Below are 13,252 nucleotides of genomic sequence, written 5' to 3' on the forward strand. Positions count from 1 at the left end.
GGAGCGCGATCATTCCAAATTCGTGAAAACAAGACCGGAGTCGCTCGTAATGCCCCCCTATCGCTCGCGCACCACCACCCACGGACGCAATATGGCCGGGGCTCGCGGTCTATGGCGGGCCACGGGCATGAAGGACAGCGATTTCGGCAAGCCGATCATTGCGGTGGTCAACTCGTTCACGCAATTCGTGCCGGGGCACGTCCACCTGAAGGATCTGGGCCAACTGGTCGCGCGCGAAATCGAGGCTGCGGGCGGGGTTGCCAAGGAATTCAACACCATCGCGGTCGATGACGGCATCGCCATGGGTCACGACGGCATGCTCTATTCGCTGCCCAGCCGCGATCTGATCGCCGACAGCGTCGAATATATGGTCAATGCGCATTGTGCCGATGCGATGGTGTGCATTTCCAATTGCGACAAGATTACGCCGGGCATGCTGATGGCGGCGCTGCGCATCAACATCCCGGTGGTGTTCGTGTCGGGCGGGCCGATGGAGGCGGGCAAAGTCGTGCTGCGCGGCAAGGAAACCGCGCTCGACCTGATCGACGCGATGGTCGCCGCCGCCGATGACAGCTATACCGACGAGGAAGTGCAGACGATCGAGCGCTCGGCCTGCCCGACGTGCGGTTCATGCAGCGGCATGTTCACCGCCAATTCGATGAATTGCCTGACCGAAGCTCTGGGTCTCAGCCTGCCGGGCAATGGTTCGGTACTGGCCACGCATGCCGATCGCGAACGGCTGTTCCGCGAAGCCGGGCGGGTGGTCGTCGATCTGGCACGGCGCTGGTACGAACAGGACGATGCCGACGCGTTGCCGCGCACGATTGCCGGGTTTGCCGCGTTCGAAAACGCGATGAGCCTCGATATCGCGATGGGCGGGTCGACCAACACCGTGCTCCATCTGCTCGCCGCCGCGCATGAAGCCGAAGTGCCGTTCACCATGGCCGATATCGACCGCCTGTCGCGCCGCGTGCCTTGCCTGTCCAAAGTCGCCCCGGCCAAGGCCGACGTACATATGGAAGATGTCCACCGCGCAGGCGGGATCATGGCGATCCTGGGCGAACTGGAACGCGGCGGGCTGATCCGGACCGATCTGCCCACCGTGCACAGCCGCACACTCGGCGACGCGCTGGCGCAATGGGATATCGGCCGCACCAATTCCGAGGCAGTGCGCGAATTCTTCCGAGCCGCCCCCGGCGGCGTGCCGACCCAGGTGGCATTCAGCCAGAACCGCCGCTGGGCCGAACTCGATCTGGACCGCGAACACGGCGTGATCCGCAGTGTCGAGCATGCCTTTTCAAAGGATGGCGGGCTGGCCGTATTGACCGGCAACGTCGCGCTCGACGGGTGCATCGTCAAGACCGCCGGGGTGGATGACAGCATCCTGACGTTCACCGGCCCGGCCGTGGTGTTCGAAAGCCAGGACGCCGCCGTGACGGGCATCCTGACCGGGCAGGTAAAGGCGGGCGATGTCGTGGTGATCCGCTATGAAGGGCCGCGCGGCGGGCCGGGCATGCAGGAAATGCTGTACCCCACCAGCTACATCAAGTCGAAAGGGCTGGGCAAAGCCTGCGCGCTGATCACCGATGGACGCTTTTCGGGCGGCACGTCGGGCCTGTCGATCGGCCATGTCTCGCCCGAAGCGGCAGAAGGCGGCACGATCGGGCTGGTCGAAAACGGCGATGTGATCACCATCGACATCCACACTCGCGCGATCCGGCTGGAGGTCAGCGATGCCGTGCTGGCCGAACGCCGCGCCGCGATGGCGGCGAAGGGCGCTGCGGCCTGGACCCCGGTCAAACCGCGCCCGCGCCAGGTTTCGGTGGCGTTGCAGGCCTATGCCGCGATGACCACCAGCGCCGCGCGCGGTGCGGTGCGCGATGTCAGCCAGTTGCGTGCCCGGTAACGCTTGACCGGCGCAGCAAAGCGCCGGATGGTTTGCCGATGCGCAAATCCCCAACCGTGGCGTTGCAACAAGTCCTGACCGTTGCGCAGATGCGCGCGGCCGAAACCGCGCTGATCGATGCCGGTGCATCGGTCGACAGCCTGATGGAGATCGCCGGGCACGGCGCCGGGGCCTGGGTGCATCGCCTGGCCGCCGGGCGCCGGGTGACCGTGCTATGCGGCCCGGGCAACAATGGCGGCGATGGCTATGTGATCGCGCGGCATCTGGCCGAACGCGGCGTGCCGGTGCGGGTGATCGCGCCGGGTCCGCCGCGCACCGCGGCGGCCATCGCGGCGCGTGCGGCGTTTGGCGGCACGGTGATCGATGGCGTGCCCGCTGTCCTGCCGCATGGCGATGTGCTGGTCGATTGCCTGTTCGGCAGCGGGTTGACGCGTGCGCTCGATGCCGATGCATTTGCGCTGTTGTCGGGGCTGGCCGACCGGCACCATCATCGCGTCGCGATCGACGTGCCCAGCGGGGTGGACAGCGACAGCGGCGCGGTGCTCAATCCCGGATTGCCGACGTTTGATCTGACGGTGGCGCTCGGCGCGTGGAAACACGCGCATTTTGCGATGCCCGCGGCCCCGCTGATGGGTGCGCTGCGGCTGGTCGATATCGGCGTTTCGGCGGTTCCGGGTGCGGCGATTGTGCTGCCCCGGGCCCAGCTCGCGATGCCTGCGGCCGATGCCTACAAATATACGCGCGGGTTGCTGGCGATTGTCGGCGGGGCGATGCCCGGTGCGGCCATGCTGGCCACTTTGGCGGCGCGCCATGCCGGGGCGGGCTATCTGCGGCTGATCACGCAAGGCGATCCGGGCGCGGTGCCTGCCGATGTGGTGGTGGTGCGCGAAGATCCCGCTGCGGCGCTGGCCGATGCGCGGATTGCGGCGGTGCTGGTCGGGCCGGGGCTTGGGCGCGACGGTGTGGCGCGCGAACGGCTGGCCATGGCGTTGGCGGCCGGCAGGCCGACCGTTGTCGATGCCGATGGTCTGATGCTGCTGCGACCGGGGCAGGGCAAAGGCACCGGCATCGTGCTGACCCCGCACGCGGGCGAGCTGGCGACGCTGGAACGCGCGTTCGGGTTGCCGGGTGCGGGGCCAAAGCGCGATCGCGCGATACGGCTGGCGGTGGCGGCGGATGCAGTGGTGGTGGCCAAAGGGCCCGACACGGTGATCGCCACGCCCGACGGGCAGGTGATCGTGGCGCCGCGGGCGAGTTCGTGGCTGTCGGTCGCGGGCACCGGCGATGTGCTGGCCGGGATCATCGCCGGTCGCCTGGCCGTCACGCGTGATCCCTTGCGGGCGGCGTGCCAGGGGGTGTGGCTGCATGGCGAGGCGGCGCGCCATGCCGGTCCGGCTTTTGCAGCGGCAGACCTTGCCCTTTGCGTGCAACAGGCTGTACGGGCCGCGCTGTGAACATATCAGGATTGATCGTGCGCGTCGCCGCAAAGGGTGATGGCGCCACCGCCGATGGCCGCCACGTGCCGCTGGCCGCACCGGGCGACGTGATCGAGGCGGATGGGTCGCTGACTCATGGGCCCGATCATGTCGAACCCGCGTGCCGCCATTTTCCCGCCTGCGGATCGTGCCAGTTGCAGCATCTGTCGGATCGCGCGTTGACGGCGTTCGTGGCCGACCGCGTGGCTGGCGCGGCGCGCGGGCAGGGTATCGAACCCGGCGACATGCCGCCGGCGCATGTGTCGCCGCCGCACACCCGCCGCCGCGCGACCTTGCACGCGCAGGCGATCGGGCGACGCGTGGTGCTGGGCTTTCGCGAACAGGGCTCGCACAAGCTGGTCGATCTGAAGCAATGCGATGTGCTGGCGCCCGCGCTGTTTGCGCTGGTGGCGCCGTTGCGCACGCTGCTGGCGGCGCGCGCCGATCGCAAGCTGGCGGTCGATATCGATCTTACCCTGGCCGATCAGGGCGTGGCGCTCGGCCTGTCGGGCTATGTTGCCGAAGGTCTGGCGCAGACCGAGGCGCTGCTCGATTTCGCGCGCGATCAGGGTTTGGCACGGCTGACCATCGATGGCGGCTATGGCGCCGATACGGTGTGGGAACCCGAACCGGTTACCATCACACTGGGCGGTACTCCGGTCGGCCTGCCGCCGGGCGCGTTTCTGCAGGCGACCGCCGATGGCGAGGCGGCGCTGGCGGATGCGGCGCGCGAATGGCTGGACGGTGCGGCGACCGTGGCCGATCTGTTTTCGGGGCTGGGCACGTTTGCCTTTGCGCTGGCCAGTGCGGGCACCAAAGTGCTGGCGGTAGAGGCGGCGCGCGATGCGCATCTGGCGTGTCAGGCGGCGGCGCGGATGCATGGCCGCCCGGTCCATGCGCTGCACCGCGATCTGTTTCGCAACCCGCTGCAGGGCGAAGAGCTCAACCGCTTTGCCGGTGTGCTGCTCGACCCGCCGCGTGCCGGTGCGCGCGAACAAGTGGGTTATATCGCAGCATCGCTCGTACCGCGCGTGGTCTATATCAGTTGCAATTCGGCAAGCTGGGCGCGCGATGCGGCCACGCTGATCGCCGGGGGCTATCGTCTGGCCGGTCTGCGCGCGGTCGGCCAGTTCCGCTGGTCAACGCATGTCGAACTCGCCAGTCTGTTCGTGCGCGATCAGGACGCGCCATAAAGGCAGATCAGCGCGGCACGGATGGCCAGCGCGAGCAACAGCCCGGTCGAAATGGCGAACAGCGCGAACCGCACGGCAATGCGGTTGACCAGCACTTGCCACAGCGAATGCACGATGCGGATGCCGACATAGCCCCAGGCCAGTGCAACATCGACGTGCCCCGCGCCGACCAGCGCCAGAATCAGCACGGTGGCATAGAACAGCGTCGGCTGTTCGGTCAGATGCGTGTAATTGTGCCCCGGCCAGTTGGCGCGCGGCGGCAGGATGGTTTCCAGATCCTGCCCGCGCATGCCAACGCGCGCTTGTTTCAGCACTCGGCTGCCGCCGATAGCGGGTATCCGCGCCGCCGCGAGCCATCCCAGCATGATCAGCGTCCACACCACCAGCACGGCCGCCGGTGCAAGAATCGCGTCCCGCATCCCATCCCCCTGTCATTCCCCGGCGCGAAGTCTGCGCCGGGCGGGGCGGCGATGTCAAACGCGCGTCAGCACGATCATCCGGTAATAGCGCAAGGGGCCGTTGCAGCGTGTATGGTCCAGCCCCTGTTGCAGCGCAATGCGCGCGGCCACCGTGCCCAATGCATCGCGCGGGGTGACATGGAACAGCCGCAGCCAGCCGCGCAGCAGTGCCGACAAGGGGCGGGGCAGCCCGCCGAAATCGCCGAAATCGACGATGTGCAGGCACCCGCCCGGCGCCAGCAGGCGCACGGCCTGCGCGATCGTGCCCTGCCAGTCGGGGATCATCGACAAGGCATAGGACAGCACGACATGATCGAATGTCGCCGTGCCGAACAGCGCCGCCGCATCGAAACCAGTGGCATCGCCCACCGCCAGCACTGCGCGCGGGCCCAGCTTTTCGCCCGCCAGCCCCAGCATCTCGCGCGAGATGTCGAGGCCGTGGAGCTGTACCTGCGGCCAGACCGCGCCGATCCGCGCCAGATTGCGCCCGGTGCCGCAGCCCAGTTCGATCACGCGCTGTCCGGGTGTGGCATTCATCCCGGCAATCAGCCGGTCGCGCCCGAACAGGTAATATTTGCGCGTGATGTCATAGATATGTTTCTGGCGCCGATAGACCCGGTCCATCAACACGCCATGCGCGGCGGTGGTCATGCCTGCAACTCATAGAGATGCACCCCGCCATAAATCGACGAACGGTCGCGGCGGGTGTAATCGGCCGAAGCCTCGGTATGATAAGTCCAGCGCGCCAGCACGGTGTCTTCCACGCGTCCGGGCAACAGGCTGGGCTCGGCGGCGGTGCGGAACAGCACGCGCGCGCCGGGCCGCGCAGTGCGGGTGATCTGCGCCCACAATGCATTGAGCTGCGCGTCGCTCATCCAGTCTTGCGCATCGAGCAGGACATAGCGATCGAGCGAGGCATCGGCCTGTTCGGCCAGCCATTCGGTCAGATTGGCATGGCGCACGTCGACCCGATCGACCCGCGCGCGCACTTTGTCCCAATTGTCCTTTTGCAGATAGGGCGGCAGCGGCGCATCGGCATCACGGCCATACCCGCGCGAAAAGGCCTGCCAGGCGAAATAGTTGTCTTCCACTGCGAAATCGCAGGCCAGCTTTTCCAGCCGCCGCCGCAGCACCTGGGCCATCGGCTGATCGCCCGCCAGCGCGTCGAACTGCGCGGGCGGGATGCCCAGGCCGAACAGCGCGGCGGGCTGGTCGGTCAGCCAGCGCACGAATTTCTTGTCGAACAGCGGCGCCAGTTGCGCCTCGAACACGGCGCGCTGCGCCTCGCGCGTCGGGGCTGACAGGATCTGTTTGAGATCGATGCGATAGAGCCGCGCCAGCAGATGCGCCATGCCGATGAACCCGCCCAGCAGGCCGCGCTTGTAGATGCCCTTGCGAAACCCGCCGATGCGGCGGCGCAAGGTCAGGTCGCGGCCTTCCCAATAGCGCCGGGTCGGCTCGTCGAGATAGGGCGCAACATAGGCGTGATATGCCGCCAGGTTCGATGGCCGGTCGGCCTCGGCAAAAAAGCGCCGGAAATGCGCATAGTCGGGCAAATGACGGGCCGATGCGATCTTCAGCTTGCCCAGCGCGACATGCGCAGTGTTGAGATCGACCGCGGTGATCGCCGCTGGATCGGCAACCAGATAGGACAGCACGTTGCACCCGCCGCTGGCGATGGCGACCATGCGGCTGTCGGGGCGGATGGCCAGCGCCTCCATGTCGATCGCCGGGTCTTCCCAGATCTGCGCATAGACCAGCCCGCGAAAAGCGAACGCAAAGGCGTGGTCGAGCACTCTGCCACCGACACCGGCGCCCTTGCGCACGACCGCTTTGACGATCGGCGGCTTTGCCTGTGCAGCGCGGTCTGCGCGGCGACGTTTCAGACCCATGACCATGTTGGATAACCCTATTACCAAATCAGATGGCGAGGGTTTACGACGGTCCTGTTGCGGATTTGTGGCAAGTGTGTTGAGCGCTATTTGTCTCCGGCGAGCACGCGGGCATAGGCTGCACGATCGACATTGCCGCCCGACAGGATCACCGCTGTGCGCCCGTCGGCGGGCACTTTGCCCGCGATCAGCGCGGCCAGGCCCGCTGCGCCGCCCGGTTCGATCACCAGATGCAACCGGTCGAACGCCCAGCGCTGCGCCGCGCGCACTTCGGCCTCGGTGACGGATACGCCGCGCACGCCTGCCGCGTGTAACACCGCGAAATTGATCGGATAGGTCGCCGGGGTCTGCAGCGCGTCGCATGCGGTGGGCGGGGCATCGCCGGCCACCGGCTCGATCGCGCCATGGGCCAGGCTGCGGGTCAGATCGTCCCACCCGGCGGGTTCGACCGGCACCACCGTGGCGTCGGGGCAGGCCAGCACCAGCCCCGCGCTCAGCCCGCCGCCGCCGCACGGGCAGACGATCCGCGTTGGTGCGCCGCCCGCCTGCGCCACCATTTGCGCGGCCAGTTCGATCCCGGCGCTTCCCTGGCCCTCGATCACCCACGGATCGCCAAAGGCGTGGACCAGCACTGCGCCTGATTGCGCGATCAGCGCGGCGGCAACGGCATCGCGCGATTCCCCGCCGCGCCGGTCATACAGCACAATATCGGCGCCCAGTGCGCGGGTGGCCGCCAGTTTCACTTCGGGCGCATCGGCGGGCATGACGATCCGCGCTGCGATACCCAGCCGCGCGGCGGCCCAGGCAACCCCTTGAGCGTGGTTGCCGCTCGACACCGCGACAATGCCGCGCGCGCGTTCATCGGCGGTCATGTCGGTCAGGCGGTGCCAGGCGCCCCGGATCTTGAACGCGCCGACCGGTTGCAGACTTTCCACCTTGGCCCACACCATGGCACCATCGGGCAGGGTCAGCGGCAGCAGCGGCGTCGGCGGCAGCAATCGGGCCATTTTTGCCGCCGCGCGCAACACGCCGTCGCGCGTTGGTGCGCGCAATTCTGACAGTGGTGATTGGGGACTTGGGTTTGTCATCGTGTTGCCCTAAATGCGCGATCCATTGCCTGTCGCGCACCATGCGCGCGGGCCCACTCGCTCTACGGGAGAACACCCCCCATGGCCAAGGTTCTTGTCATCGGCGCTGGCGGCGTCGGATCGGTTGCTGTTCACAAGATGGCGATGAATCCCGGCATTTTCAGCGAGATCGCGCTGGCCAGTCGCACCGTTTCAAAGTGCGAGGCGATTGCAGCCTCGGTCAAGCAGCGTACCGGGGTCGATGTGGCGACTTATGCCATCGATGCCGACGATGTTGCCGCGACCACCGCGCTGCTCAATGCGATCAGGCCCGCGCTCGTCGTCAATCTGGCGCTGCCCTATCAGGATCTGGCGATCATGGACGCCTGCCTTGCCGCCGGGGTCAACTATATGGACACCGCCAATTACGAACCGCGCGACGTGGCCAAGTTCGAATATAGCTGGCAGTGGGCCTATCAGGAAAAGTTTGCCGCCGCCGGGCTGACCGCGCTGCTCGGATCGGGGTTCGACCCCGGCGTGACCAGCGTGTTCGCGATGTGGCTGAAGAAGCACAAGCTCGACACCATCCGCACGCTCGACATTCTCGATTGCAACGGCGGCGACCATGGTCAGGCCTTTGCCACCAATTTCAATCCCGAAATCAACATCCGCGAAGTGACCGCGCCCGCGCGCCATTGGGAAGGTGGCCAGTGGGTCGAAACCCCGCCGCTGAGCACTAGGCAGAGCTTCGACTTCGAGGCGGTCGGCCCCAAGACGATGTATATGATGTACCATGAAGAGCTGGAAAGCCTGGCGCGGTTCATCCCCGAAATGGAACGCGCGCGGTTCTGGATGACGTTTGGCGATGCCTATATCACCCACCTGACCGTGCTGCAGAATGTCGGCATGACGCGGATCGATCCGGTGATCTACGAGGGCAAGGAAGTGATCCCCCTGCAGTTCCTCAAGGCCGTGCTGCCCGAACCCGCTTCGCTGGGCGCCACCACCAAGGGCAAGACCAATATCGGCGATATCGCCACCGGCACCAAGGACGGGGTCGAGAAGACCTATTACATTTACAACATCTGCGACCACGAAGACGCCTATGCCGAAACCGGCAACCAGGCGATCAGCTATACCACCGGGGTGCCCGCGATGATCGGCGCGGCGCTGCTGGTGCAAGGCGTGTGGGGCGGCGCGGGCGTGTTCAACATGGAACAGATGGACCCCGATCCGTTCATGGACATGCTCAATGCCCATGGCCTGCCGTGGCAGGTCAAGGAACTCGACGCGCCATTGGCGTTCTGATGAAAGGTCGTTGCTGATGGAAACGCGCGCGGGCGATCCCGGCGCCTTTGCCCGGTTTGATCTGGCCCGGGTCGACAGCCCGGCGTTCGTGGTCGATGCGGCGGCGTTGCGGCGCAATCTCGGCGTGCTCGCGGATGTGCGCGACCGCGCCGGGATCAGGCTGCTCGCCGCGCTCAAGGCGTTCAGCATGTGGCGCGTCGCCCCGCTGATCGGGCAGCATCTCGACGGGGTCTGCACATCAGGCCTGTGGGAGGCGAGGCTGGCCGCCGAGCATTACAGCGGCGAGATCGCGACCTATTGCGCAGGGTACAAGGCCGAGGACCTGCCGGAAATCTGCCGCGTGTCGGATCATGTGATCTTTAATTCGCCGGGGCAGATCGCGCGGTTTGCCGATGTGCTGGCGGAGGCGCGCGCGCGTGGTGACCGGTTCGATGTGGGCCTGCGCATCAATCCGCTGCATGCGACAGGCGAAGTCCCGCGCTATGACCCTTGCGCCCCGCATTCGCGGCTGGGCTTTCCGATCGACCAGTTGCGTGAAGAGCATCTGGCGGGCGTCGACGGCATCCATTTCCATTCGCTGTGCGAACAGGATCTGGAACCGCTCAAACGCACCTGGGCTGCGCTACGGCCCCGGCTGGCGCCCTTTTTCAGCCGCTTGCAATGGCTCAATTTCGGGGGCGGCCACCATATCACCCGCGCCGATTACCAACGCGACGAGCTGGTCGAGTTCCTCCAGGCGACCAGGGCCGAGACCGGTTGCGATATCTATCTCGAACCCGGCGAGGCGGTGGCGCTCGACGCCGGGATTCTGGTCGGCACCGTGCTCGATGTGCAGCACAACGGCATGCCGGTGGCGATCACCGACATTTCCGCGACATGCCATATGCCCGACGTGATCGAGGCGCCCTATCGCCCGGCCATGCTGAGCGAGCGGGAGGATGACAGCGATCCCGTGCGGCTGGGCGGGCCGTCGTGTCTGGCGGGCGACGTGATCGGCGACTATCGCCTGCCCGATGGGGGCGCGCCGGGCACGCGCTTCGCGTTTCTCGATCAGGCGCACTATTCGATGGTCAAGACCACCACCTTCAACGGCGTGCCGCTGCCGTCGATCTGGTTGTGGGACAGCGAGACCGACGCGCTCGAATGCATCCGCAGCTTTGCCTATGAGGATTTCCGCGACCGGTTGTCCTGAGCGGGCGGACGGGGCAGACTGTGTGCGAAAAACACGATCTGCACCCGGAGAGCACCGATGACCGACGCCGTACCCGACGCGATAGCCAGCGATCCCGTGGCCATGGGCTGGATGCAGGGGTTCCCGCCGCCGCCTGAACGCCAAGTGCTGTGGCGCAATGCCGATCACTGGCGCTTTCCCAAGACGCGCTGGGCCTTTTCGCACTTTCGCGAAATGCTGCCCACGGTGCGCGTGGCGGGCGGCAACGCGGCGCCGCTGCCGCGCGCGATCGACGAATCGCTGTCCGGGCTGACGTTCACCCCGCTGGGCAGCGACACGCCGATGACGCTCGAACAGGGACTGTTGGGCACGTATGCCGATGGCCTGCTGGTGGTGCACAAGGGGCAGGTGATCCTCGAACGCTGGTATGGCGTAACCGGGCCGGAAACACGCCATATCGCCTTTTCGGTGACCAAGAGCTTTGTTGGCACGATCGCCGCCAGTTTGGTCGCCGAAGGGCGGCTCGATCCTGGCGCGCCGGTATCGGCCTATGTGCCCGAACTGGCTGCCAGCGGGTTCGGCAATGCCACCGTCGGGCAGGTCATGGACATGACCACGGCAGTCGCTTTCAGCGAGGAATACACGGATCCCAAATCCGGCATCGGTGCGTATAGCGCGGCGGTCGGCTTTGTGCCGCCATCGGCCGATTATGACGGCCCGCGTGATATGTGGTCGTTTCTGGCCGGCGTCGCCGCCAATGGCGATCACGGACAGGCGTTCACCTATCGTACCTGCAACACCGACGTGCTCAACTGGATCGTCACGCGCGTGACCGGCCAGGCCTTTGCCACCAACTTGTCCGAACGGTTCTGGCAACCGCTGGGCCTGCACGATGCCGATGTGATGGTCGATTCGATCGGTACGCCGTTTGCCGGTGGTGGGCTGTGCCTGCGGCTGGAGGATCTGGCGCGGTTTGGCGAAATGCTCCGCACCGGCGGGCAGGGGCTGGTTCCGGCGGCGGCGATCGCCGCGATCCGCCGGGGCGGGCGGCCCGATCAGTTTGACACGCCGCACTATCCGTCGCTGCCGGGGTGGAGCTATGGCAGCCAGTGGTGGCACAGCCATGGCCCCGATGGCGGGTTTTCGGCGCGCGGCATCCATGGCCAGGCGCTGTGGATTGCGCCGGAGGCCGATCTGGTGATCGCGCGGTTCGGATCGCATCCGGTGGCGGGAAACGCGGGCAACGATCCAATTTCGATCCCGATGTGGCAGGCACTGGGCCGTGCCTTGCGGGCATGAGCGACAGATATATTTCAGATTTTTGACAGATTTGAGATTGTCCGAATTTTTCCCTTGAATTGGGGGGGGGAGGGGCTATTTACGCCGCTCGCTGCCCCATGGGGACTTCCAAACCGCAAGGCAGCTTTGTTCAACAATGTCGTTGGGGGTCCCTTGAGTTGCACCATTATCTCGATGCTTTGGCCGTAGCCCGCGCAACCGCGCCGGACGAACCTGCCATTCTCAATCGCCCGCATGCCGCTGCGCGCGCTGCCCGCTTCTTTGTCGAGAAGTTTCCGGGCAAGACGCTCTATGCGGTAAAGGCCAACCCGTCGCCCGACCTGATCAAGGTTCTGTGGGGCGCGGGCGTCACCCATTATGATGTCGCCTCGATTGCCGAAACGCGGCTGGTGCGCGGTCTGTTGCCCGAGGCCACGCTGTGCTTCATGCACCCGGTCAAGGCGCCGACCGCGATTGTCGAAGCCTATCGCGACCACGGCGTGCGCACCTTCAGCCTCGACACCATCGAGGAACTGGAAAAGATCCGGCGTGCCACGACCGAGGCCAATGGCGGCGTCGAACCGACCGACCTGACGCTGTGCGTGCGGCTGCGCGTGTCTTCGGAATATTCCGAGCTGAGCCTGGCGTCGAAATTCGGCTGCGAACTGGCCGATGCGCGCGAGCTGTTGCAGGCCACGCGCCAGTTGGCCGATTGCCTGGGCATCTGCTTCCACGTCGGCAGCCAGGCGATGACGCCGTTTGCCTATGTGCAGGCCCTGGAAAAGGTGCGTGCGGCGATTGTGGATGCGTCGGTCACGGTCGATATCATCGATGTCGGCGGCGGTTTTCCTTCGATCTATCCGGGCATGGAACCGCCCCCGCTCGAAGATTTCTTCGCGCTGATCGACCGCACCTATGAATCGCTGCCGGTGTCATATTCGGCGGAACTGTGGTGCGAACCGGGCCGGGCGCTGTCGGCGGAATACAATTCGATCATCGTGCGCGTCGAACGGCGCCGCGACAACGAATTGTATATCAACGACGGGGCCTATGGCGCGCTGTTCGACGCCGCGCATGTCGGCTGGCGCTTTCCGGTGCGGGTGTTGCGCGCTGCGGAAAGCCAGGCGGAACTCGTGCCGTTCAGCTTCTACGGGCCGACCTGCGACGATATGGACCATATGGCCGGGCCGTTCGAGCTGCCTGCCGATATCGGCGTGGGCGACTATATCGAAATCGGCATGCTGGGCGCCTATGGCGCGGCGATGAAGACTGCGTTCAACGGGTTTGGCGATGCGCAGGTCCATGTCGTGACCGACGAACCGATGGCCAGCCAGTATCGCGGCACCCACCGCGATCCGCGCGTCAGCGACAACGTGGTTTCGCTGCGGTGAGCTGATCAATCAACGTTGCCATCAACAAGGCCCCGCCCGACCGGCGGGGCCTTTTTGCTTGTGCGCGGCGCCAGGATTGATCGGCCAAACCGATCAGCGTGACCGGACAAATG

General features: G+C 66.1%; 11 protein-coding genes. 7 read left to right on the forward strand and 4 right to left on the reverse strand.

What is annotated here, in order from left to right; translation table 11 throughout:
* Positions 1-49: 49 nt before the first annotated feature.
* From ilvD to AQZ49_RS00590, 3 genes are read left to right on the forward strand one after another with little or no spacing between them, the layout of a single operon-like run.
* Positions 50-1,906, forward strand: a complete 1,857-nt coding sequence (ilvD, locus tag AQZ49_RS00580) for a dihydroxy-acid dehydratase (RefSeq protein ID WP_067611332.1) — start codon at positions 50-52, stop codon at positions 1,904-1,906.
* A 38-nt stretch (positions 1,907-1,944) separates the two neighbouring features.
* Entirely contained in the window at positions 1,945-3,360 is a 1,416-nt protein-coding gene (locus AQZ49_RS00585; protein ID WP_067611334.1) for a bifunctional ADP-dependent NAD(P)H-hydrate dehydratase/NAD(P)H-hydrate epimerase, read from the forward strand.
* A complete protein-coding gene (locus AQZ49_RS00590) occupies positions 3,357-4,574 on the forward strand; it encodes a class I SAM-dependent RNA methyltransferase (RefSeq protein ID WP_067611337.1) in 1,218 nt (405 codons plus the stop codon). The genes AQZ49_RS00585 and AQZ49_RS00590 overlap by 4 nt, the downstream gene beginning before the upstream one ends.
* On the opposite strand, the gene AQZ49_RS00595 is transcribed toward AQZ49_RS00590, so the two are convergent.
* The 4 genes from AQZ49_RS00595 to AQZ49_RS00610 form a co-directional block, all read right to left on the reverse strand.
* The gene (locus tag AQZ49_RS00595) at positions 4,559-4,993 is read right to left on the reverse strand and encodes an MAPEG family protein (RefSeq protein ID WP_067611339.1); all 435 of its coding nucleotides are present in this window, start codon (positions 4,991-4,993) and stop codon (positions 4,559-4,561) included. The genes AQZ49_RS00590 and AQZ49_RS00595 overlap by 16 nt on opposite strands.
* A 54-nt stretch (positions 4,994-5,047) precedes the next feature.
* The gene (locus AQZ49_RS00600) at positions 5,048-5,683 is read right to left on the reverse strand and encodes a class I SAM-dependent methyltransferase (RefSeq protein ID WP_067611342.1); all 636 of its coding nucleotides are present in this window, start codon (positions 5,681-5,683) and stop codon (positions 5,048-5,050) included.
* Positions 5,680-6,930, reverse strand: a complete 1,251-nt coding sequence (locus tag AQZ49_RS00605) for a BtaA family protein (protein WP_067611345.1) — start codon at positions 6,928-6,930, stop codon at positions 5,680-5,682. The genes AQZ49_RS00600 and AQZ49_RS00605 overlap by 4 nt, the downstream gene beginning before the upstream one ends.
* Positions 6,931-7,010: 80 nt before the next feature.
* On the reverse strand, positions 7,011-8,012 hold the full coding sequence (locus AQZ49_RS00610; protein ID WP_067611346.1) for a threonine ammonia-lyase: 1,002 nt from the start codon (positions 8,010-8,012) through the stop codon (positions 7,011-7,013).
* Positions 8,013-8,093: 81 nt separating this feature from the next.
* Here AQZ49_RS00610 and AQZ49_RS00615 point away from each other — a divergent pair, with 81 nt between their 5' ends.
* From AQZ49_RS00615 to AQZ49_RS00630, 4 genes are all read left to right on the forward strand, one after another.
* Entirely contained in the window at positions 8,094-9,299 is a 1,206-nt protein-coding gene (locus AQZ49_RS00615) for a saccharopine dehydrogenase family protein (protein WP_067611349.1), read from the forward strand.
* Between the two features lie 16 nt (positions 9,300-9,315).
* The gene (locus AQZ49_RS00620; RefSeq protein ID WP_067611353.1) at positions 9,316-10,491 is read left to right on the forward strand and encodes a carboxynorspermidine decarboxylase; all 1,176 of its coding nucleotides are present in this window, start codon (positions 9,316-9,318) and stop codon (positions 10,489-10,491) included.
* A gap of 57 nt (positions 10,492-10,548) precedes the next feature.
* The gene (locus AQZ49_RS00625) at positions 10,549-11,769 is read left to right on the forward strand and encodes a serine hydrolase domain-containing protein (RefSeq protein ID WP_067611356.1); all 1,221 of its coding nucleotides are present in this window, start codon (positions 10,549-10,551) and stop codon (positions 11,767-11,769) included.
* A 158-nt stretch (positions 11,770-11,927) separates the two neighbouring features.
* On the forward strand, positions 11,928-13,139 hold the full coding sequence (locus tag AQZ49_RS00630; RefSeq protein ID WP_067611360.1) for a type III PLP-dependent enzyme: 1,212 nt from the start codon (positions 11,928-11,930) through the stop codon (positions 13,137-13,139).
* The last annotated feature ends 113 nt before the right edge of the window (positions 13,140-13,252 follow it).

Origin of the sequence: Novosphingobium sp. FSW06-99 (assembly GCF_001519065.1) — a bacterium.
Taxonomy (GTDB): Bacteria; Pseudomonadota; Alphaproteobacteria; order Sphingomonadales; family Sphingomonadaceae; genus Novosphingobium.